This is a genomic window from Arthrobacter sp. OAP107, assembly GCF_040546765.1.
Taxonomy (GTDB): domain Bacteria; phylum Actinomycetota; class Actinomycetes; order Actinomycetales; family Micrococcaceae; genus Arthrobacter.
Genome location: NZ_JBEPOK010000001.1, coordinates 3,459,991 through 3,482,915 on the forward strand (window position 1 = coordinate 3,459,991; position 22,925 = coordinate 3,482,915).

At 64.5% G+C, this 22,925-nt stretch carries 13 protein-coding genes, 3 rRNA genes and 1 pseudogene; 3 read left to right on the plus strand and 14 right to left on the minus strand.

The window, feature by feature from the left end:
- Window positions 1-21: 21 nt before the first annotated feature.
- Complete coding sequence (locus ABIE00_RS15920) at window positions 22-2,031, plus strand: multicopper oxidase domain-containing protein (RefSeq protein ID WP_354261736.1); 2,010 nt, start codon at window positions 22-24, stop codon at window positions 2,029-2,031.
- A 119-nt stretch (window positions 2,032-2,150) separates the two neighbouring features.
- Here ABIE00_RS15920 and rrf read toward each other — a convergent pair.
- The 7 genes from rrf to ABIE00_RS15955 all read right to left on the minus strand — a co-directional run bounded on the left by rrf (window position 2,151) and on the right by ABIE00_RS15955 (window position 13,132).
- Window positions 2,151-2,267: ribosomal RNA gene (gene rrf / locus ABIE00_RS15925) — 5S ribosomal RNA — on the minus strand.
- A gap of 163 nt (window positions 2,268-2,430) precedes the next feature.
- A 23S ribosomal RNA gene (locus ABIE00_RS15930) occupies window positions 2,431-5,556 on the minus strand.
- A 552-nt stretch (window positions 5,557-6,108) separates the two neighbouring features.
- Window positions 6,109-7,636 (minus strand): 16S ribosomal RNA (locus ABIE00_RS15935).
- Together the 16S, 23S and 5S rRNA genes form the textbook arrangement of a ribosomal RNA operon.
- A 498-nt stretch (window positions 7,637-8,134) precedes the next feature.
- Window positions 8,135-9,448 carry a tyrosine--tRNA ligase gene (gene tyrS, locus ABIE00_RS15940; RefSeq protein WP_354261737.1) on the minus strand — a complete coding sequence of 438 codons (1,314 nt, stop codon included), beginning with the start codon at window positions 9,446-9,448 and terminating at the stop codon, window positions 8,135-8,137.
- Window positions 9,449-9,540: 92 nt separating this feature from the next.
- Complete coding sequence (locus ABIE00_RS15945; RefSeq protein ID WP_354261738.1) at window positions 9,541-11,769, minus strand: HelD family protein; 2,229 nt, start codon at window positions 11,767-11,769, stop codon at window positions 9,541-9,543.
- Between the two features lie 136 nt (window positions 11,770-11,905).
- Entirely contained in the window at window positions 11,906-12,463 is a 558-nt protein-coding gene (locus ABIE00_RS15950) for an adenine phosphoribosyltransferase (protein WP_331575183.1), read from the minus strand.
- A 30-nt stretch (window positions 12,464-12,493) separates the two neighbouring features.
- Entirely contained in the window at window positions 12,494-13,132 is a 639-nt protein-coding gene (locus ABIE00_RS15955; protein ID WP_331575184.1) for a DNA-3-methyladenine glycosylase, read from the minus strand.
- 111 nt (window positions 13,133-13,243) lie between these two features.
- On the opposite strand from ABIE00_RS15955, the gene ABIE00_RS15960 reads away from it, so the two are divergent.
- Together ABIE00_RS15960 and ABIE00_RS15965 are read left to right on the plus strand one after the other, a co-directional pair.
- The gene (locus ABIE00_RS15960) at window positions 13,244-14,857 is read left to right on the plus strand and encodes a DNA-3-methyladenine glycosylase 2 family protein (protein ID WP_354261739.1); all 1,614 of its coding nucleotides are present in this window, start codon (window positions 13,244-13,246) and stop codon (window positions 14,855-14,857) included.
- A gap of 13 nt (window positions 14,858-14,870) precedes the next feature.
- The gene (locus ABIE00_RS15965; RefSeq protein WP_354261740.1) at window positions 14,871-15,380 is read left to right on the plus strand and encodes a methylated-DNA--[protein]-cysteine S-methyltransferase; all 510 of its coding nucleotides are present in this window, start codon (window positions 14,871-14,873) and stop codon (window positions 15,378-15,380) included.
- A 65-nt stretch (window positions 15,381-15,445) separates the two neighbouring features.
- Here ABIE00_RS15965 and ABIE00_RS15970 read toward each other — a convergent pair whose 3' ends face one another.
- From ABIE00_RS15970 to argB, 7 genes and pseudogenes are all read right to left on the minus strand, one after another.
- Window positions 15,446-16,231, minus strand: coding sequence for a maleylpyruvate isomerase family mycothiol-dependent enzyme (locus tag ABIE00_RS15970; protein ID WP_354261741.1), 786 nt, complete (start codon window positions 16,229-16,231; stop codon window positions 15,446-15,448).
- A gap of 119 nt (window positions 16,232-16,350) precedes the next feature.
- On the minus strand, window positions 16,351-17,823 hold the full coding sequence (gene argH / locus ABIE00_RS15975) for an argininosuccinate lyase (RefSeq protein WP_354261742.1): 1,473 nt from the start codon (window positions 17,821-17,823) through the stop codon (window positions 16,351-16,353).
- Window positions 17,823-19,028 carry an argininosuccinate synthase gene (locus ABIE00_RS15980; protein WP_354261743.1) on the minus strand — a complete coding sequence of 402 codons (1,206 nt, stop codon included), beginning with the start codon at window positions 19,026-19,028 and terminating at the stop codon, window positions 17,823-17,825. Before ABIE00_RS15980 ends, argH begins: the two co-directional genes overlap by 1 nt.
- A 92-nt stretch (window positions 19,029-19,120) precedes the next feature.
- The gene (locus ABIE00_RS15985) at window positions 19,121-19,651 is read right to left on the minus strand and encodes an arginine repressor (RefSeq protein WP_354261744.1); all 531 of its coding nucleotides are present in this window, start codon (window positions 19,649-19,651) and stop codon (window positions 19,121-19,123) included.
- Window positions 19,652-20,647, minus strand: coding sequence for an ornithine carbamoyltransferase (gene argF, locus ABIE00_RS15990; protein WP_354261745.1), 996 nt, complete (start codon window positions 20,645-20,647; stop codon window positions 19,652-19,654).
- On the minus strand, window positions 20,644-21,921 hold the full coding sequence (locus tag ABIE00_RS15995) for an acetylornithine transaminase (RefSeq protein WP_354261746.1): 1,278 nt from the start codon (window positions 21,919-21,921) through the stop codon (window positions 20,644-20,646). Before ABIE00_RS15995 ends, argF begins: the two co-directional genes overlap by 4 nt.
- Window positions 21,918-22,878: pseudogene (argB, locus tag ABIE00_RS16000) on the minus strand (acetylglutamate kinase). The gene ABIE00_RS15995 and the pseudogene argB overlap by 4 nt, the downstream one beginning before the upstream one ends.
- Window positions 22,879-22,925: the final 47 nt, after the last annotated feature.

Here is a 22,925-nt window from a genome sequence, read left to right on the forward strand (position 1 = left end):
CTAGCGACGTCGGAGGTAGTCGTGTCAGTTACACGCCGTCAGGCACTGCAAATAGGTGGAGTGGGGATCATCGGTGCCTTTGGGCTCGCTGTGCCTCTGACGTCGGTCAACGCCAAGTCGGCCAGCCAACTGGCGTCCCGAAACATGCCGAAGCCCTACCAGCGGACACTTTCCATTCCGGAGATCCTCAAGCCCAGGAACACGGTGGTGGACCCCGACGGCCGCAAGCGGCACCTGTACAAGATCGAGCAGAAAGCTGCGCTGGCCAACATCGTTCCGGGCCTCAGCACACCTATCCTCGGCTACAACGGGACCTTTCCGGGCCCGACCATCAAGGTGAACCAGGGCGAACGCATCACTCTGGAGATGGACAACGTCCTGCCTCTGTTCCACCCGCAGTGGGGATATCGGCTTGATACCTCGACCCACCTGCACGGGTCTGCGTCGCTTCCGCAGTTCGACGGCTACGCCAACGACCTCACGGGCCGGGACTACTGCAAGGACTACGAATACCCCAACTTCCAGCCGGCACGGACCCTGTGGTACCACGACCACGCCGTCCACAACACGGGCCAGAGCGTCTACTCCGGCCTGGCAGCCCAGTACCACCTCCACGACGAGGTGGAAGGCAACATTCTTCCGCAGGGAAAGTTCGATGTGCCGCTCACTGTGTCCGACGCAATGTTCGCAGCCAACGGCGCCCTCGGCTACAACGACAACACCCACTCCGGCCTGTGGGGCGACGTCATCCTTGTGAACGGGGCGCCCTGGCCGGTGATGAAGGTCCAGCGAAGGATCTACCGCTTCCGCATTCTCAATGCTTCCATAGCGCGCTCCTATCGCTTCTCCCTGAGCACAGGGGATGCCATGACCATTGTCGCCACGGACGGCGGTCTCATGCCGGCCGCCCAGCAGGTGACATCCTGGCGGCACGGCGGCGCTGAGCGCTACGAGGTTCTCATCGACTTTTCGAAGTACCCCGCCGGCAAGCGGGTGGAACTGCGCAATCTGTCCAACAAGAACAATGTCGACTACGACTTCACCGGTAAAGTCATGGCCTTCGACGTGACGGACGAACCTGTCGACACGTCCGGACCCGGCGCCAGGGTGCTGCCGACGCTTCTCGCCCCGAGCATGACAATGAGTCTGAAGGCCTCGGATTCTGTAAAAACCAGGCGTATGCGGGTGAAGCGTGACAACGGCATCTGGACTATCGGGGGGATGACGTGGGACGAGGTGGTCGAGAGTGGCTACCGGAAGGTCCTTGCCGATCCCGACCTCGACGATGTGGAAATCTGGGAGATAGAAAACAGCTCAGGAGGCTGGTTCCATCCGGTCCACATCCACCTGGTGGACTTCCAGGTCCTCAGCCGCAACGGGCAGGCACCCTTCGCGCACGAGAAGGGGCCGAAGGACGTGGTCTACGTGGGCGAAGGGGAAACAGTCCGGCTGCTCATGAAGTTCGAGCACAACCGCGGCAGGTACATGATTCACTGCCATAACCTGCCCCACGAGGACCACGACATGATGGCCCAGTTCAGCGTCGGCATCGACACCAACGACCCCGACCCCAACCATCCGGTTGACGCCGTTCGGCCGCACCTGATCAATCAGCCTGCACCGGCACAATCTGCACCCGCGGAGGGGACTGCTGAGGTGGCATCACCGCCGGCCACCCAGCCGGCAGAGGCGGCTGCGCCGGTTACGACCACTCCGGCCACGTCATCGGCTGAGGCACTTGCGGGACAGAAGGACGTCGTGGCCGTCACCACCGCCCGGCACCGGCTGAAGAAGGACATGACTTTCGCCGGAACCTCCAAGTTCGCGGGATCGACGGCGCCCACCTCAGCCACCGTCGTGCTGTACGACGTCACACCGGGGCGTGCCGCCACCCGCTTGGGTGCAGTGAAGGCCAGCTCCTTGGGAGCCTGGACGCTGAACGTCAAACCTGGACCCGCCACGCAGGTCACCGCCGTCAAGGCCGAATCGAGCATTGGCGGAACCGCGACGGCGAGGGTAAGGACCAGCTGAACGGTCCCGTCCAACCCACCGCGGCAATTCCCTAAGGGGCCCGGGTGTGGGGGGTGGGGTTTAAATGCGGGAGAGCCCCGACCGTGTGGTTGGGGCTCTCGACCGTTTCTTTAATGGTTGTCCGGCGGTGACCTACTCTCCCACACCCTCCCGGGTGCAGTACCATCGGCGCTGTGGGTCTTAGCTTCCGGGTTCGGAATGGGACCGGGCGTTTCCCCCACGCTATGACCGCCGTAACCCTTGCTCCCGGCACACGCCCTTGCGGGGGTGTGGGGGAAATCTGTGGTGTTACAACTGTGGTGTTGTATTCAGTTATCTTGGTTCCTGCAACCGGACAAGCCCGTGGCGGGTTTGTTGGTTGGGAACCACATAGTGGACGCAAGCATGCTTTGTTCTTGTGTGGTGTAAGTTATCGGCCTATTAGTACCGGTCAGCTTCACGAGTCGTTAGTCCTCGCTTCCACATCCGGCCTATCAACCCAGTGGTCTGGCTGGGGGCCTCTCACACAAAATGTGTATGGAAATCTCATCTCGAAGCGAGCTTCCCGCTTAGATGCTTTCAGCGGTTATCCCATCCGAACGTAGCTAATCAGCGGTGCACTTGGCAGTACAACTGACACACCAGAGGTTCGTCCGTCCCGGTCCTCTCGTACTAAGGACAGCCCTTCTCAAATTTCCTGCGCGCGCAGCGGATAGGGACCGAACTGTCTCACGACGTTCTAAACCCAGCTCGCGTACCGCTTTAATGGGCGAACAGCCCAACCCTTGGGACCTACTCCAGCCCCAGGATGCGACGAGCCGACATCGAGGTGCCAAACCATGCCGTCGATATGGACTCTTGGGCAAGATCAGCCTGTTATCCCCGAGGTACCTTTTATCCGTTGAGCGACGGCCATTCCACAATGTACCGCCGGATCACTAGTCCCGACTTTCGTCCCTGCTCGAGATGTCTCTCTCACAGTCAAGCTCCCTTGTGCACTTACACTCGACACCTGATTGCCAACCAGGCTGAGGGAACCTTTGGGCGCCTCCGTTACTTTTTAGGAGGCAACCGCCCCAGTTAAACTACCCATCAGGCACTGTCCCTGACCCGGATTACGGGCCGAAGTTAGATGTCCAAAGTGACCAGAGTGGTATTTCAACGATGACTCCACCCGAACTGGCGTCCGGGCTTCAACGTCTCCCACCTATCCTACACAAGCCACTCCGAACACCAATACCAAACTATAGTAAAGGTCTCGGGGTCTTTCCGTCCTGCTGCGCGTAACGAGCATCTTTACTCGTACTGCAATTTCGCCGAGTTTATGGTTGAGACAGCGGGGAAGTCGTTACTCCATTCGTGCAGGTCGGAACTTACCCGACAAGGAATTTCGCTACCTTAGGATGGTTATAGTTACCACCGCCGTTTACTGGGGCTTAAATTCTCAGCTTCGCCGTGAGGCTAACCGGTCCTCTTAACCTTCCAGCACCGGGCAGGAGTCAGTCCGTATACATCGTCTTGCGACTTCGCACGGACCTGTGTTTTTAGTAAACAGTCGCTTCCCCCTGGTCTCTGCGGCCCCGATCCCCTCCGGACAGCACGTGTCCATCAAGGTTGGGGCCCCCCTTCTCCCGAAGTTACGGGGGCATTTTGCCGAGTTCCTTAACCATAATTCTCTCGATCGCCTTAGTATTCTCTACCTGATCACCTGTGTCGGTTTGGGGTACGGGCGGCTAAAACCTCGCGCCGATGCTTTTCTAGGCAGCATAGGATCACCGAATCCCCCCTTTACGGGAGTCCCGTCAGATCTCAGGCACATGAACAGCGGATTTGCCTACCGTTCGCCCTACATCCTTGGACCGGGACAACCATCGCCCGGCTCGGCTACCTTCCTGCGTCACACCTGTTAATACGCTTGCCTCCCAGGATCAGGTCCCGCGCTCCACCAAAACCCTTCACCCACAAGGGGTGTCGGGCAGGTCTCGGGCGGTTAGTATCCCCTGTTCAACATGGGCGGTTTTTCGCCGGTACGGGAATATCAACCCGTTGTCCATCGACTACGCCTGTCGGCCTCGCCTTAGGTCCCGACTTACCCAGGGCAGATTAGCTTGACCCTGGAACCCTTGATCATCCGGCGGACGGGTTTCTCACCCGTCTTTCGCTACTCATGCCTGCATTCTCACTCGTGTAGGCTCCACCGCTGGTTTACACCGCGACTTCACCGCCCACACGACGCTCCCCTACCCATCCACACTCCTGAACCACAAAGGCTTGGAAAATATGTGAATGCCACAACTTCGGCGGTGTACTTGAGCCCCGCTACATTGTCGGCGCGGAATCACTTGACCAGTGAGCTATTACGCACTCTTTTAAGGATGGCTGCTTCTAAGCCAACCTCCTGGTTGTCTTCGCAACTCCACATCCTTTCCCACTTAGCACACGCTTAGGGGCCTTAGTTGGTGGTCTGGGCTGTTTCCCTCTCGACTATGAAGCTTATCCCCCACAGTCTCACTGCTGCGCTCTCACTTACCGGCATTCGGAGTTTGGCTGACGTCAGTAACCTTGTAGGGCCCATTAGCCATCCAGTAGCTCTACCTCCGGTAAGAAACACGCAACGCTGCACCTAAATGCATTTCGGGGAGAACCAGCTATCACGAAGTTTGATTGGCCTTTCACCCCTACCCACAGCTCATCCCCTCCATTTTCAACTGAAGTGGGTTCGGTCCTCCACGACGTCTTACCGTCGCTTCAACCTGGCCATGGGTAGATCACTTCGCTTCGGGTCTAGATCACGCCACTGCAACGCCCTGTTCAGACTCGCTTTCGCTACGGCTTCCCCACACGGGTTAACCTCGCGACGTAACACTAACTCGCAGGCTCATTCTTCAAAAGGCACGCCGTCACAACTACAAGGCTGCTCCGACGGATTGTAAGCACACGGTTTCAGGTACTGTTTCACTCCCCTCCCGGGGTACTTTTCACCTTTCCCTCACGGTACTGGTCCGCTATCGGTCATTAGGGAGTATTTAGGCTTATCAGGTGGTCCTGACAGATTCACACGGGATTTCTCGGGCCCCGTGCTACTTGGGATACTCATCAAAGGCGGTGCACAGCATTACGGTTACGGGGCTCACACCCTCTACGGCCGGCCTTTCAAGACCGTTCACCTATACCAGCACTCACACCTCCCCGGTCCGGCAGAACCAGGACAACAAGTCCCACAACCCCGCCCATGCAACGCCCGCCGGCTATCACACATGAGTCGGTTTAGCCTGATCCGCGTTCGCTCGCCACTACTAACGGAATCACTGTTGTTTTCTCTTCCTGCGGGTACTGAGATGTTTCACTTCCCCGCGTTCCCTCCACGCACCCTATGTGTTCAGATGCGGGTCACCAGATCACTCGCGCGTCTGGCGGGGTTTCCCCATTCGGACACCCTGGGATCACAGTCCGGTTATCGACTCCCCCAGGCTTATCGCAGATTCCTACGTCCTTCTTCGGCTCCTAATGCCAAGGCATCCACCGTGTGCTCTTAAAAACTTGACCACAAAGATCAATCAGTAATTTTCGAGAGAACCACGAAACCAACCACACCCAACAACCACCAACCCCAACAAAGAAGTCAGCCATCATCACGCGCAGCCAGATCCAGGTTCATATTCTTGGAAATTGCTTCTTATAAAAGATGCTCGCGTCCACTATGTAGTTCTCAAACAACAACCCCGTACCACACACCCCACACACAACCCCCAAAGGAGCCAACCACGCGCGATCGGTGCAGCCAGGAAACCAGAAACAAACAAACCCCGGGACAAGAAGAAAAACCCCCTCCCCCGGCCCTGTTGCCTCAGGACCCAACAGTGTGCCAAACACTACCCGGCAACCCGTGCCGGCCGCGTTCCAGGACCACCACGCCCTTTCCGAAGAAAAAACGAAGGATCCGTACTAACCACCGGTCCGTGCCACCAGGCACCTATTTGCTGATATTCCACCCATGAGCACCCGCCGCAGAACAACCGTCTGCGCAACGGGCCTTTACTCCTGACAACCCCACCACACCCGCATACACGGGCCGGAAAGACTGTAGGTGCTCCTTAGAAAGGAGGTGATCCAGCCGCACCTTCCGGTACGGCTACCTTGTTACGACTTAGTCCCAATCGCCAGTCCCACCTTCGACGGCTCCCTCCCACAAGGGGTTAGGCCACCGGCTTCGGGTGTTACCAACTTTCGTGACTTGACGGGCGGTGTGTACAAGGCCCGGGAACGTATTCACCGCAGCGTTGCTGATCTGCGATTACTAGCGACTCCGACTTCATGGGGTCGAGTTGCAGACCCCAATCCGAACTGAGACCGGCTTTTTGGGATTAGCTCCACCTCACAGTATCGCAACCCTTTGTACCGGCCATTGTAGCATGCGTGAAGCCCAAGACATAAGGGGCATGATGATTTGACGTCGTCCCCACCTTCCTCCGAGTTGACCCCGGCAGTCTCCCATGAGTCCCCACCACTACGTGCTGGCAACATGGAACGAGGGTTGCGCTCGTTGCGGGACTTAACCCAACATCTCACGACACGAGCTGACGACAACCATGCACCACCTGTGAACCGGCCCCAAAAGGAGAAACCACATTTCTGCGGCGGTCCGGTCCATGTCAAGCCTTGGTAAGGTTCTTCGCGTTGCATCGAATTAATCCGCATGCTCCGCCGCTTGTGCGGGCCCCCGTCAATTCCTTTGAGTTTTAGCCTTGCGGCCGTACTCCCCAGGCGGGGCACTTAATGCGTTAGCTACGGCGCGGAAAACGTGGAATGTCCCCCACACCTAGTGCCCAACGTTTACGGCATGGACTACCAGGGTATCTAATCCTGTTCGCTCCCCATGCTTTCGCTCCTCAGCGTCAGTTAATGCCCAGAGACCTGCCTTCGCCATCGGTGTTCCTCCTGATATCTGCGCATTTCACCGCTACACCAGGAATTCCAGTCTCCCCTACATCACTCTAGTCTGCCCGTACCCACCGCAGATCCGGAGTTGAGCCCCGGACTTTCACGGCAGACGCGACAAACCGCCTACGAGCTCTTTACGCCCAATAATTCCGGATAACGCTTGCGCCCTACGTATTACCGCGGCTGCTGGCACGTAGTTAGCCGGCGCTTCTTCTGCAGGTACCGTCACTTTCGCTTCTTCCCTACTGAAAGAGGTTTACAACCCGAAGGCCGTCATCCCTCACGCGGCGTCGCTGCATCAGGCTTTCGCCCATTGTGCAATATTCCCCACTGCTGCCTCCCGTAGGAGTCTGGGCCGTGTCTCAGTCCCAGTGTGGCCGGTCACCCTCTCAGGCCGGCTACCCGTCGTCGCCTTGGTGAGCCATTACCTCACCAACAAGCTGATAGGCCGCGAGTCCATCCAAAACCACAAAAAAGCTTTCCACCCCCCACCATGCGATGAGGAGTCATATCCGGTATTAGACCCAGTTTCCCAGGCTTATCCCAGAGTCAAGGGCAGGTTACTCACGTGTTACTCACCCGTTCGCCACTAATCCCCGGCGCAAGCACCGGACCATCGTTCGACTTGCATGTGTTAAGCACGCCGCCAGCGTTCATCCTGAGCCAGGATCAAACTCTCCGTTGAAGAAAAACAGACACAACCACCACCCCCGGAAATAACAGGGACAACGGCTGCACAAAATTTGAAACCAGCCAAAAACACCAGGCCACACCACGGGGGTGGGCAGCCCGGCACAATCAACCAATCCATAAAAAATCGGTATCAACAAACTTGGCACACTATTGAGTTCTCAAACAACAGACACATTCGAATACTTATCGAAATTATTTCCAATTGATTTTTGGAATTCGCATTTCGCATTTCTTCGCTGCGATGTTTCTAGCTTATTTCATTCATTTTCACTTTGCAAATCCGGGTTATTCACCCGGTATTCACTTCATTGAATGAATCCGCCCAGCACCAAGCGAAGCTTTTTCTTCAAACACGTTCGTAGTTGAAGAATTGCTTCTTAGTGAAGGGGGTTTGTCACCACTCAGCGGCGGCGACTCAGAAGACATTACACGCTCCCCCGCGGCGGTGCAAATCGGCTGCGGAGGAGCGTGCATTTTGTCGGATCCGGTGCTAGGCGCCAGACACCTGAACCGTGGCCAGGTTCTTCTTGCCGCGTCTGAGGAGCAGGTACTTGCCGTGCAACAGCTGGGACGGGGCGATCACCGCGTCCGGATCTGTGACTTTGGCGTTGTTGACGTAGGCGCCGCCCTCGCCGACCACCCGGCGCGCGGCGGACTTGCTGTCCGACAGCCCCGAGGCAACCAGCAGGTCGATGATGCCGAGGCCCGTTCCGTCCACTGAAGCGGATGGCAGTTCGGCCGTCGCCGCTGCCAGCGTCTGCTCATCGAGCACCGAAAGATCGCCGTTGCCGAAAACAGCCGCGGAAGCAGCAATGACCTTTTCAGTGGCTTCGGCTCCGTGAACCAGCGCCGTCACCTCGTAGGCAAGCTTCCGCTGGCCTTCGCGGGCGAACGGGCGCTCGGCCACAGCCGCGGCAATTTCCTCGATCTCGGCCCGGGTCAGGAAGGTGAACACCTTCAGCCGGTCCACAACATCCGCGTCGGCTGTGTTCAGCCAGAACTGGTAGAAGGTGTACGGGCTGACCATGGCCGAATCCAACCAGATGGCGTTGCCCTCGCTCTTGCCGAACTTGGTGCCGTCAGCGTTGGTGATGAGCGGAGTGCCCAGTGCATGGACCGTCTTACCCTCCACCTTGCGGATGAGTTCGGTGCCGCTGGTGAGGTTGCCCCACTGGTCGGATCCACCGGTCTGCAGCATGCAGCCGTAGTCACGGTAGAGCTGGAGGTAATCCATGCCCTGCAGGATCTGGTAGCTGAACTCCGTGTAGCTGATGCCTTCCTCAGAGCTGAGGCGGGAAGCCACGGCGTCTTTTCGCAACATCGTACCCACGCGGAAGTGTTTGCCGACCTCGCGGAGAAAGTCGATCGCGCTCAGCGGCGCGGTCCAGTCGAGGTTGTTGACCATCCGGGCGGCGTTGGCGCCGTCAAAGCTGAGGAAGCGGCGGACCTGGGCCTGCAGGTAACCAACCCACTCCGAAACGGTGTCCTTCGTGTTCAAGGTGCGTTCCGCCGTCGGACGCGGATCGCCGATCAGCCCGGTGGAACCGCCCACGAGGCCCAGCGGCTTGTGGCCGGCCAACTGGAGGCGCCTCATCAGGAGGAGCTGGACCAGGTTTCCCAGGTGGAGGCTCGGCGCCGTGGGGTCGAATCCGCAGTAATACGTGACCGGTTCCCCGGCGAGGAGCTTTTCCAGTTCCACCTCATCGGTGGAGACGTGGACAAGGCCGCGCCATTTGAGCTCCTGCCAGATGTTGGCGAAGCTGGGGTCGTTCTGCTGGGATTCGAGGTCGTTTAGTTGTGACACGCCTTCTAAGTTAGCAGGATCAGCGCCACGCCGACCCCCGAGAAAGGGCAGGAGGCGGCCCGGGCCGCGAGCGGCCGGGCCTCCCCTGGACCCTAACGCTCGATGCCTGCCGGTACGTCCGCGGCCGCGATCAGCCGAAGCCGCTGGGTGGGCCGGGTCATGGCGACGTACAAATCGCCCACCCTGCCGTGCTCGTGGTTCAGCATGGCGCTCGGTTCCAGGACCACGACGCCGTCGAACTCAAGTCCCTTGGCCTCCCGCGGGCTGATGACCACCACGTCCTGTTCATAGCTGCCGGCACCCGTGCCCAGCCGGGAACCGTACTGGGCACGCAGCGCCACGGTGGCTTCCCGCAGCAGGTCGCCGTCGGCAATCACGGCGAGCAGACCGCCGTCGAGCGCTTCGAGCTCCTCGGGGAGGACCTCCAGCAGCCGACCTACCAGTCCGCCACGCTCCACGCGGTCGATAATGGGCGACCAGCGGCCCTCCCGAACGGCCTTCGGGGCGGAAACCACCAGGCCGGCGGCGTTGGCCATGCGCGCCGCCGCTTCGGCGATCTGCGACGGCGTCCGGTAGTTCACCGTCAGCTCCTCCAGCTGCCAGCGGTCTCCGAACATCGGGGCGAGGGCCCCCTGCCAGGACTTCGCGCCGGCCACGGAACTGGTCTGGGCGATGTCGCCCACGATGGTGAAGGACTTGAGCGGGCAGCGCCGGACCAGGAGCCGCCACTGCATCGGCGACAGTTCCTGTGCCTCGTCGACGACGATGTGGCCGAAGGCCCACGTGCGGTCGCTGGTGGCACGCTCGGCAGCTGTCAGGCGGGCCTCGCGTTCCTCGTTCTGTTCAACGAGTTCCTCGGCGGACATCAGCACGTCGACGCCGGCAGACTCCATGTTGACCAGGGTCTGCCAGGCGTTGGCCAGGGCGCGGGCCCGGTCCTGCTCCTGCTGGGCGAGGCCGCGGCCTGCCGCGGGATCCAGTTCGCCCAGAAGCTCCGCTGCTTCGTCGAGCAGCGGGACGTCTGCCTCGGTCCACGGGGCACCGGGGGCCCGCAGCAGCAGCTCGCGTTCCCTGGCGGTGAGGCCAGGGGTGCAGGCTTCGAGGAGTGCGGGCTTGCTGAGGAGCTCGCCCACCAGCTTCTCGGGCGTCATCGGCATCCAGCACAGGTTGAGCGCGACGCGCACGTCGCGGGCCGTCCGCACGTCCTCGGCGAGGTACGAGCGGTCGGCGTTGTTGCCGATGTTGCCGGCCTCGACCAGCTCGGTCATCTGCTCCGTCAGTTCGCGGAGCAGGATCTTGACGAACGTGACGCGGGCCTCGTTGTGCGGCTTGCCGGTGGAGCGCGCGCGTTCGCGGGCACGCCGGACCTGACGGGGCGTGAGGGTCAGCTTGCGGCCGTCGACTTCCAGGATCCGGTTTTCGGCCGGAATGCGCTGCCGGTTGGCCACGGCGTTGGCGATGACCTCGGCCATCTCCAGCCTGCCCTTGATGGCGGCGACATCCGCTTCCTGCTCCGGTACAGCGTTGATGCCGGGCATGAGCCGGCCGAGGCTGGCCATGACTACGCCGGTTTCACCCAGCGACGGCAGGACGCGTTCGATGTATTTCATGAAGGACGACGACGGGCCCACCAGCAGCACGCCGGCGGACTTCAGCCGGTCGCGGTGGGTGTAGAGCAGATAGGCGGCCCGGTGAAGGGCCACGGCGGTTTTGCCGGTGCCCGGCCCGCCCTGGACCACGAGGGCGCCGGAGATGGAGGACCGGATGATGCGGTCCTGCTCGGACTGGATGGTGCCCACGATGTCCGACATGCGGCCGGTGCGCTTGGAGTTCAGCGCGGCCAGCAGGGCACCCTCGCCCTGCAGCGAGTCGGCGTCGGAAAGCATGTCAGCGTCCAGGACGTCGTCCTCGATGGCCTTGACCTCGCGGCCCTGCAGGATCAGGTGCCGGCGCCGGCGCACGCCCTGCCGGTCAAAGGCGGTTGCCTGGTAGAAGTGGCCGGCCTCGGGCGCGCGCCAGTCGACCATGAGCCGGACGAGGTCCTCGGTGGTGAGCCCGATACGGCCAATGTACTGCGCCTCGCCGGAGTCCAGGTCCAGCCGGCCGAACACGAGGCGGTCGTCGACGGCGTCAAGTTGGGCGAGGCGGTCCTCGTACAGGGCCGCGAAGGCGTCACGTTCGGAGACGTTCTGCATGGTGCCGACTGCTCCCGCGCGGCGCACCTGGGCCAGCTGGGCGCGCTTTTCCTCGCGCAGTTCATCAAGCCGGGCATACAGACCGGCTACATAGTCCCGTTCGTGGGCCAAATCGGCGTCGTGCATCGTTCCCCTATCGCAAAAGACAGACCGTCCATTCTATAACCTTTTCGGCTGACGTGGCGGCTGTTGAGCTGCTTAAAGCAGGTTATCTGACGGCGCGGCCCTGCCGCCCACCGACAAGCCCGCTGGTCAGAGGCGGTCAGAGGCGCAGCAGCGACCGCACGCGGTGTCCGGCCAGGGCGGAGCGGCCGCGCAGCTCGCCGAGTTCCATCACCACGCCCACGCCTGAGACGTGGACACCGCAGCGTTCGAACAGGCGGGCGGCTGCGCCGAGCGTGCCGCCCGTGGCAAGGACGTCGTCGAGGATAAGCACCCGGCTGCCGCGGGCCAGGTCCGTGGTGTGAAGTTCCAGGGTGGCGTTGCCGTATTCCAGGGCATAGTCCTCGGAGTAAACCTCGCGCGGCAGCTTTCCGGCCTTCCGCACGGTCACGACGCCCTTGCCGGTGGCGTAGGCCGCGGCGGCGGCGAGCAGGAAGCCCCGTGCCTCGACGCCGGCCACGGCGTCGAACTGTCCCTTGAAGGGTTCCACGAGCGCATCGACGACTGCCCGGAACGCAGGACCGTCGGCGAAGACAGGGGTGAGGTCCTTGAACGTGATTCCGGGTTTCGGGTAGTCCGGAACGGTCGCGCATAGGCCCGTGATGAGTTCGTCCACGGGGACGGGCCTGGGGCCAGGGGCTTGTTCGCTCTGATTCACCCGTCCAGCCTACGCCCGCGGCGAAGGCACCTACGCCCGCGGCGCACGCGCCTTCGCCGCCTTGTAACGCGACACGGTGGGGTCGCCCGTCAGCCAGAACCGCCATGGATAATCGTGTGTGCCGCCGTGCCCGGCGACGCCGACCCGTGGCCCGGTGCTGACGTGGGCGGCGGGGGCCGGCGGCAACACCAGGCCAAATGGAGGGGCCAGGGCGTCCCGCCCGCTGTCCTCGGTAGTCAGCCCGAGCGCTGTGGCCAGCCGGGCGGGTCCACTGGCCAGGTCCTTGGCGGCTTTCGACGCCGGCCGCCGCGCGAGGGCCAGTTCCCTGCCTTCCACGATCTCACCGGCGCGCAGCAGGACGGCCGAGGCGTGGCCGGCCGGGCCGCAAACGATGTTGGCGCAGTAGTGCATGCCGTACGTGAAGTAGACATAGAGGTGCCCGGCCGGACCGAACATCGGGGCGTTCCGACGAGTGGGGCCGCGGTAGGTGTGCGACCCGGGGTCAGGGTGCAGTGAATCGACCGGGCCCATGTAGGCCTCGAGTTCGGTGATCCGCACGGCCACGGGACCTTCCGCGCTGTTGTGCGTCAGGACGGCGCCAAGAAGCAGCGGGGCTATTTCGCGGGCATCGCCGGACAGGAACTGCCGCACAGGGCCGCTGGTGGTCATGCCCCGACTTTACCGAAGCCCCTGGTGTCCGGAACTAATGCCCGGGAGCCACTCCACGGTCATGTCCGATTTCCGCTAGCTCGGGCCCCTGGCGGCTGGCAGGATGGAGTCATGGACTTCTGGCAGCGCTACCGCGCCATCGATGCGCGGGACACCCGTTTTGACGGGCAGTTCTTTACGGCGGTGCGTACCACGGGCATCTACTGCCGGCCGTCGTGCCCGGCGAGGACGCCCAAGGCGGAGAACGTCACCTTCTATGAGACTTCGGCCGCCGCCCACGAGGCCGGGTACCGCGCGTGCAAGCGCTGCCTGCCCGAGGCCGTGCCGGGCACGCCGGCCTGGAACCTGCGCTCGGATATTGCGGGCCGGGCCATGCGCCTGATCAACGACGGCGTGATCAACCGCGACGGCGTTGAGGGGCTGGCCGCGCGGCTTGGCTATTCGTCCCGCCAGCTGAACCGGATCCTCAGCCATGAGCTCGGCGCAGGTCCCCTGTCCCTGGCCCGAGCCAGCAGGGCGCAGACTGCGCGCACGCTGCTGGTGTCCACGGGGATGAAGCTTGCGGACGTCGCCTTCGCCGCGGGATTCAGCAGCGTCCGCCAGTTCAACGAGACCGTGGCCGAGGTGTTCGACATGACGCCGACCGCCCTGCGCAGCACCGCCCGGCACCATCCGTCTGCGCCCGCCAGCACGTCGCTCACGCTGGCCCTCCCCTACCGCGAGCCGTTCGACCCCGGCGTCTTCAGCTTCCTCGCAGTCCGCGCCATTCCCGGGATCGAGGCCGGGGCCGCAACGTCCTACGCCCGGACACTGCGGCTCCCGCACGGGGACGCGCGGTTCAGCGTGGAGTACACCGGCGCGGGCAACGGCGGCGCGGGTGGAAGTTTGAAGGGCGGAATTTTGGAGTACGACGGCGGGCCGCACCGGCGGCCGCTGGTGCTCACCATCGGCGCGGTGGACCTCCGGGATCTGCCGGCCCTGCTGAGCAGGGTCCGCCGGCTTTTTGACCTCGACGCCGATCCCGTCGCCATCGACGGCGCGCTCAGCGCCGATCCCCGGCTGGCGGCATCCGTGGCGGCAGCGCCGGGGATCCGCCTGCCGGGGGCCCTGGATCCGCAGGAACTGCTCATCCGGGCCATGGTCGGCCAGCAGATCACGGTGGCTGCCGCGCGCACGGCCCTCACGCAACTGGCCGCGGCAGGCAGTCCCAGCACGGCCGCGGGCGACGGGCTTTCCCGGTTGTTCCCCTCGCCGACGCAGATCGCCGAGGCCGGCTCGGAACTGCTGCGTGGCCCGCGGCGCAGGACGGAGTCGCTGCTGGCCGTGGCCACGGCACTGGCTGACAACACGCTGGACCTTGGCTACGGTGACGATTTGCCTGGCCTTTCCGCCAAGCTGCTCCCGCAGCCGGGCATCGGGCCGTGGACGGTGGGATATGTGGCCATGCGGGTCATCGGCGCGCCGGACGTCTTCCTCGCCAACGACGCCGCGGTACGCAACGGAATCCGGGCGCTGCCCGGCGGCGCCAGCCCAATAACCGGCAGCAGTGGACGTGGCACCGCACCGTCGTCGGGCTTTCCGTCCTCTGACTTCCGCGAAGTCAGCCCCTGGCGTTCATACGCCACCATGCATCTCTGGCGGTCAGCAGCGGCCGCATCCAGGACCCGGCGCCCGCGGGGTGCAGACAACGAAAATGACAATGCGATGAAAGTGACAGTGCGATGAAAGTGACAGTGCAATGAAAGCCCAGCTCCTCACCATGCCCACGCCGGACGGGCCGTTCACGATCATCGCCCGCGACGGCGTGGTGCTCGCCTCCGGCTGGACGGCCGACACCCAGGACCTCACCGGACAAATCCATCCGGAGCTGCTGCCGGACGCTTACGAACCGGTGGAGCACCTCGGCCCGATTTCCGCGGCCGTGGACGCCTTCTACGCGGGTGATCCGGCTCCGGCCATGAGCGTTCCTGTCCTGCAGAAATCAGGCCCGTTCCGCGCCCATGCCTGGGACGTGCTGCGTACCGTCAGCCCGGGGGCGCCGGTTACCTACACCGAATATGCTGAGCTGTCCGGCAACGCCAAGGCAGTCAGGGCCGCCGCCAGCGCGTGTGCGTTCAACGCCGCGGCGCTGTTCGTTCCATGCCACCGCGTGGTCCGCACGGACGGCACGATGGGCGGATTCCGCTGGGGGCTGCGGATCAAGGAAAGCCTGCTGGCCCGCGAAAGGCAGGGCCTCGCCGCGCGCTGAACCAGCAGCTGAACCGGCAGCTGAACCAGCCGCGCTGTTTGGCTGCTGTGGTTTGGGGCCAGGCGCTAGTTCGCCGGAACCCCGGATGGCCAGGGCAGGAGGTCCGGCAGGTCGACGCCGTCGGCAGCGGCCGAGGCACGCAGGCTCCCCAGCGACGGTTCCCGTCCGGCGAGCCACGCGGCGATGTCCGTGACCATTCCGTTGACCACCGTGGAGCGGCCGCCGGTCCCGATCGTCACGCGCGGCAAGCCCAGCGGCTGCAGCACCAGCTTCTGGTCCTCGGGCACGCGCGCGGCAAGGAACGTGAACAGGTGCTCGCAGAACTGCCTGCTCCACGTTTCCGGGCCGCGGCCGGTGTTGAGGTCGGACGCGTGAATCACCAGCTCGCGCCAGAGCGCGAAGCCGCCGTCCAGCACCACTCCCCCGCGGTAGGAAATGGGTGCGCTCCAGCCCCCGGCGCCGGCAGCCGCCTCACCGGCATCCGGGTCACCTGCATCTGTGTCAACGGCATCGAGAGAATCGAAGGCACGCAGGGCCCGCTGCAGCGCCGAGTCGAGGTCGGCGCGGTGCTGTTCCAGCGCATGTCCGGCGCTCATGTCGATGGCCTTCGTGCGGCCCTCATAGCCGCCGTCGTACAGTTCCACGGTTTCGCCGCGTGCGGCGTATTCGAGCTGCCGTGCCATCGCGTTGGAGATGCCGGTGATGTGCGCGAGGACGTGCCCGCGGGTCCAGCCCGGCAGGGCCGACTCAGCCGGGACGTCAGCCTCGGTGAGCTTGGCGGCCTGGGCGGAAACGGCGTCGGCCGCCTTGTGGAGCTCGGCGAGCAAAGTGTCAGGTGTGATCGCGGTCATGCCGCAATCCTAAACGCTCCCCGCCGGTTCCCTGCCTTCGCAAGCTCAGGCGGGACCCTCCCCGGCGCGGGCCCCCGCCGTGGCATCTTCCACGCGGGGGCCCAATCTTTGCTTTTTGGCTATCCCGCGTACCCGCGGACGCCGTTGAGCTCGCCTTCCAGCGCAGCGAGCTGGCGTTCAACGGCGGCCGGCGCCGTGCCGCCCTGCGAGTTCCGGCTGTTGAGCGAGCCTTCCGTGCTGAGGACGCTGCGGACCTCCGGCGTGAGGTGCTCCGAAATGGCGGCATACTCCTCGTCCGTCAGGTCCCACAGTTCCACGTTACGGCTTTCGGCCTGCTTCACGGCCGCGCCGGACAGTTCGTGCGCCTCGCGGAAGGGCACTCCCTGACGGACCAGCCACTCGGCGATGTCCGTGGCCAGCGCAAAGCCCTGCGGGGCCAGCGATTCCATTCGCTCGGCATTGAACTTCAGCGTGGCGATCATGCCCGAGACAGCCGGCAACAGCAGCTCCAGCGTGTCGGCGGCGTCGAACACCGGCTCCTTGTCCTCCTGCAGGTCGCGGTTGTACGCGAGCGGCAGGCCCTTGAGCGTGGCCAGCAGGCCGGTGAGGTTGCCGATCAGCCGGCCGGCCTTGCCGCGGGCCAGCTCGGCCACGTCCGGGTTCTTCTTCTGCGGCATGATGGACGATCCCGTGGAGTAGGAATCGTGCAGCGTGACGAAGGAGAACTCCTTGGTGGCCCAGAAGATGACTTCCTCCGAGATCCGGGACAGGTCGACGCCGATCATCGCGGCCACCCAGCCGAACTCGGCGAAGACGTCGCGGGAAGCGGTGCCGTCGATCGAGTTGTGGACGGCGGAGAAGAAGCCCAGGTCCGCGGCAACTGCCTCGGGGTCAAGGCCCAGTGACGAGCCGGCGAGGGCACCGGAACCGTACGGCGAAACGCCGGCACGCTTGTCCCAGTCCTGCAGCCGCTGCACATCGCGCAGCAGCGCCCAGGCATGGGCCAGGAGGTGGTGGCTGAGCAGGACGGGCTGGGCGTGCTGCAGGTGCGTGCGGCCCGGCATGGCCACGCCGCGATGTGCCTTTGCCTGCTCCACCAGCGCGTCGATGGTGGCCAGCACGCCGCGGGCGATGATCCGGGCGTGGTCGCGCAGGAACATGCGGCCGAGCGTGGCCACCTGGTCGTTGCGTGAACGCCCTGCCCGGAGCTTGCCGCCCAACTGGGTCCCGGCGCGCTCGATCAGGCCGCGCTCCAGCGAACCGTGCACGTCCTCATCGGATTCCGCCGGAACGTAGGCGCCCGAGGCGACGTCCGCATCCAGCTGGTCCAGGGCCGCGAGCATGCCTTCGAGTTCGGCGGCATCCAGCAGCCCGGCCTTGTGCAGCACGCGGGCGTGCGCCTTGGAACCGGCGATGTCATAGCGGGCCAGCCGCCAGTCGAAGTGCGTCGACTTGCTCAGCGCCGCAAGGGCATCGGCGGGACCGCCGGCGAACCGGCCGCCCCAGAGCGCACCCTCGTTGGTCCCGGAGCGCGCCCCAACCTCGCTTCGCTCGGCCGGGGACCCCTGCGCCCGTGGGCCCAGCTCCTCCATCACTGGCCTGCGACGCGGATGTCGCGGCCGGAGGCAACCTTGGCGGACATGCCCCACAGCTCGATGAAGCCCCGCGCCATGGACTGGTCGAACGTGTCGCCGGTGTCGTAGGTGGCGAGGTCGAAGTCGTAGAGCGAGGTCTCGGAGCGGCGTCCGTTGACGATCGCCTGGCCGCCGTGCAGCACCATGCGGATGTCACCGGAGACGTACTTCTGGGTGTCTTCGATGAAGGCATCCAAGGAGCGCTTCAGCGGGGAGAACCACTGGCCGTCATACACCAGTTCGGCCCAGCGCTGGCCAACGGTGGCTTTGAAGCGGGCCTGCTCGCGCTCGATGGTGACGTCCTCGAGGTGCTTGTGCGCGGTGATGAGCGCCATGGCACCCGGTGCTTCGTAGATTTCGCGGGACTTGATGCCCACCAGGCGGTCCTCGACGACGTCGATGCGGCCCACGCCCTGAGCGCCGGCGCGGCGGTTCAGTTCCTTGATGGCCTGCAGCGGGGTGACCTTCACACCGTCGATCGCTACCGGAACGCCGGCTTCGAAGGAGATGGTGACCTCGTCCGGTGCCGGCGGGAATTCCGGTGTAGCGGTGTAGTCGTAGATGTCCTTGGTGGGGGCGTTCCAGATGTCCTCGAGGTAGCCGGTTTCGACGGCGCGGCCCCAGACGTTCTGGTCGATCGAATACGGGTTCTTCTTCGTGGTCTCGATCGGGAGGCCCTTTTCCTCGGCGAAGGCGATGGCCTTGTCGCGGGTCAGCGCGAGGTCCCGGACCGGCGCGATGCACTTCAGGTCCGGGCCGAGGGTCTGGATGCCCACCTCGAAGCGGACCTGGTCGTTGCCCTTGCCGGTGCAGCCGTGGGCCACGGTGGTGGCGCCGAATTCGCGGGCGGCCTTGACCAGGTGCTTGACGATGACCGGGCGGGAAATCGCGGAGACCAGCGGGTAGTGGCCCTGGTAGAGGGCGTTGGCCTTCAGCGTGGGCACGCAGTACTCGTTGGCGAACTCGTCGGAGGCGTCAGCAACGTACGCTTCGACGGCGCCGCAGCCGAGGGCGCGCTGGCGGATGGTCTCCAGCGATTCGCCTCCCTGTCCGACGTCGACCGCCACGGCGATGACCTCGGCACCAGTGGCTTCGCCGATCCAGCCGATGGCTACGGAAGTATCAAGGCCACCGGAGTAGGCCAGAACAATACGCTCAGTCACGGAACATGCTCCTTAGTTTGTTGTTTCTGTTCTTGCTTGTCTGTGTGTATTAGTCGAGGAAGAAAGCGGCCGGGACCCTGCTGGGCCGGTTGCTACTGGCCGGCTTCCTCGGCGAGCTGCAGGAACCGGGCAGCCAGTTCCTGCCCGCCCAGCGGGTCCCGGGCCACGAGCAGCACGGTGTCGTCCCCGGCGATGGTGCCCAGGATCGAGGGCATCACGGAATGGTCGATGGCCAGCGCGAGGAAGTTCGCCGCGCCGGGCGGGGTCCGAAGCACCACGATGTTGGCCGATGCCTCGGCCGTCACCAGAAGCTCGCCGCAGAGCCGCGCCAGCCTGGCATCGAGGATTTCCTGGCTGACCCCGCTTTTGGCCGCCCGCTCCCCGCCTTCACCGGGAACGGCGTAGACCAGCACGCCCTCCTTGCCCCGGACGCGGACGGCGCCCAGCTCCACCAGGTCACGCGACAGCGTGGCCTGGGTGACCTGCACGCCGTCGTCCGCGAGCAACGCCGCGAGCTCGGCCTGGGAACGCACCGATTCGCCGGTCAGGATCGCGGTGATCCGCGCCTGGCGGGCCGTCTTGGTGGCCGGGCTCGCGCCGGGTGTGGGAGCGGGTACGGACAACTACGCCTGCCCTGCCAGGGGCCGCAAGCCGTCGACGACGGCGAGGCCGGACTGGTGCATCAGCCAGGCCATGAGCCCCTTCTGCGCGTGCAGGCGGTTCTCTGCCTCGTCCCACACGATCGATTGCGGGCCATCAATCACGCCGGCCGAGATTTCGTAGCCGCGGTAAGCGGGAAGGCAGTGCAGCACCACGGCGTTAGCGGCGGCCTGCGCCAGCGCGGCCTCGTCCACGGAGTATTCACGGAACAGCTGCATCCGCGCCTCCTTTTCGGCTTCCTGGCCCATGGAGACCCAGGTGTCAGTGGCGACCACGTCGGCTCCCTTGAGTGCCTCCGCCGCGTCCGTGGTGATGAGGACCGAGCCGCCGGTTTCTGCGGCACGTTCCTGGGCGGCGGCCACGATATCGGCCGCGGGGAGGTAGCCCTCGGGACCGGCGATGCGCACGTGCATGCCGGCAGTGACGCCGGCCAGCAGGTAGGAGTTGGCCATGTTGTTGGCGGCGTCGCCGAGGTAGGCCATGGTGAGGCCCTTGAGTTCGCCCTTGTGCTCCTTGACGGTCAGGAGGTCGGCCAGCAGCTGGCAGGGGTGGTAGTCGTCGCACAGGGCGTTGATAACCGGAACCTTGGAGTTCTCGGCCATGGCAACGAGGCCGGAGTGCGCGCCCGTTCGCCACACGATGGTGGACACCATGCGCTCGAGGACCTTGGCGGTGTCCTCGACGGACTCCTTGTGGCCGATCTGCGCCTCACCCGGGTTGATGATCAGGGCGTTACCGCCCATGTCCGCCACGCCGGTGGCAAAGGAGACCCGGGTCCGGGTGGAGGTTTTGTCGAAGATCACCGCAACGGTCTTGCGGCCGCTGCCTTCGGCGGCGAACGGCTGGACGCTGTACGGCGCCGCCTTCATGCGGCCCGCGAGGTCCAGGACTTCCGCCTGCTCGGCGGGGCTGAGGTCCGTGTCCTTGAGGAAGTGGCGGATGGTGCCGGTGGAGGTCACTGTGCGTCCTTTGCGGTTTGCAGGATGGCCGGAAGGGCGGCCAGGAAACGGTCCGCCTGCCCGGTCGTCAGGATGAGCGGCGGGGCCAGACGGATAGTGCGGGGGCCGGGGCTGTTGATGATGAAGCCGGCGTCCAGGGCTGCGGTCACGGCGGCGGGGGCGACGTCGGCGTCCAGGTCGAAGCCGATCAGCAGTCCCTCACCGCGCACCTCGGTGACACCGTCGACGGCGGCCAGCGCCTCCCGTACGTGCGCACCTACGGTGCGGACGTTGTCCAGCACGTGCTGGCTCTCGATGGCATGCAGCGTAGCCAGGGCCGCCGCGGTGGCCACCGGATTGCCGCCGAAGGTGGTGCCGTGCTGCCCTGCGGTCAGCAGCGACGACGTCTTCTCGCCGAACGTGACGAGCGCACCGATCGGGAATCCGCCGCCAAGGCCCTTGGCCAGGGTGATGGCGTCGGGCACGATCCCGGCGTCCTCGCTGGCCAGCCACTTGCCCGTGCGGGCGATGCCGGTCTGCACCTCATCGAGGATGAGCAGGGCGCCGGCTTCGGCGGTGAACTCGCGGGCAGCCTTCAGGTAGCCGGCCGGAAGGGGCCGGACGCCTGCCTCGCCCTGGATCGGCTCCAGGAAAACGGCAGCCACGGTGTCGTCCACGGCGTTGCGCAGGGCCTCGATATCCCCGAACGGAATGTGCTCAACACCGCCGGGCACGGGCTCGAAGGGTGTGCGGTAGGCCTCCTTGGCCGTGAGCGCGAGGGCACCCATGGTCCGGCCGTGGAATGCGCCTTCGAGCGCAATGATCCGGGTGCGGGGCTTGCCGCCGGCGGCGCCGGAGTTCCGGCGGGCCAGCTTGAAGGCCGCCTCGTTGGCTTCGGTGCCGGAGTTGGTGAAGAACACCTTGGAGCCGGCCGGCGCTTTACTGAGTTCCAGCAGCCTTTCGGCCAGGGCGATCTGTGTGGGGCTCGTGAAGAAGTTGGAGACATGGCCCAGGGTGGCCAACTGGCTGGAGATCACCGAGGTCACGAACGGGTGGGCGTGGCCCAGCGCGTTAACGGCGATGCCGCCCAGAAGGTCCAGGTATTCCTTGCCGTCGGCGTCCCAGACGAGGCAGCCTGCGCCGCGGACCAGCACCCGCTGGGGCGTGCCGAAGACACCCATCAGCGACGACGAGTAGCGCGCCAGCCACTCGGAACCACTGGAGTGGCCTTTGGTTTCGACCAGCTCAACCACCGGGGACTGTTCAACGACTGCGGATTGTTCAAAGTTGCTCATGCGTTCGTCTCCTCGTCCGGGACAACCTGGGTTCCGATGCCCCGCCGTCGTAAATGTTTCCAGAAGCATTGAGTGGGGCAGCCGGCCGTCCACGATGTGCGCCCGCTCAACCCCCTCGTCGATGGCTTTGAGGCAGGCGGCCATCTTGGGAATCATGCCGGATTCAAGCCTCGGCAGCATATCCCGCAGCTCGGAGGCCGTCAGGGACGAAATCAGCGACGACTTGTCCGGCCAGTTGGCGTAGAGGCCTTCGACGTCGGTCAGGATGACCAGCTTCGAGGCACCCAGCGCGGAGGCCACGGCCGCCGCTGCGGTGTCCGCGTTGACGTTCAGGACCTGGCCGGTGGGCTGGAAGCGCGCGGTTCCCGCCACGCCGTTGCCGGCATCGGTGATCTCCGGGGCGACCGTGGAGATCACGGGGATCCGGCCGGCGTCGAGAATGTCCACGATGCCCGCGGGGTCCACTCCGACCACCTCGCCCACGAGCCCGAGGTCCACCTCCTCGCCGTCAACGACGGTGCCGGTGCGCACGGCCCGCAGCAGGCCGCCGTCTTCGCCGGACATGCCGACTGCGTAGGGCCCGTGCGAGTTGATCAGCCCCACCAGTTCACGGCCCACCTGGCCGGTGAGGACCATGCGCACCACGTCCATCGCCTCGGGCGTGGTGACGCGCAGGCCGCCCTTGAACTCCGACTCGATGCCGAGCCTGCCCAGCATCGAGTTGATCTGCGGGCCGCCGCCGTGCACCACCACGGGGTGGATGCCCACGTGGTGGAGGAACACGACGTCTTCGGCGAAGGCGCGGCGCAGGTCGTCGTTGACCATGGCGTTGCCGCCGTACTTGATCACCATGGTGGTTCCGGCGAAGCGCTGGATCCACGGCAGGGCTTCGATGAGGGTGCCTGCCTTGTCTTGGGCATCACTCATGGACGTTGACTCGCGGGTCTGGGTGTTCATGCGGCTGGTTCTCCAGGGTTGCTGGCGGATCTAGCTTGAGCGGGCAG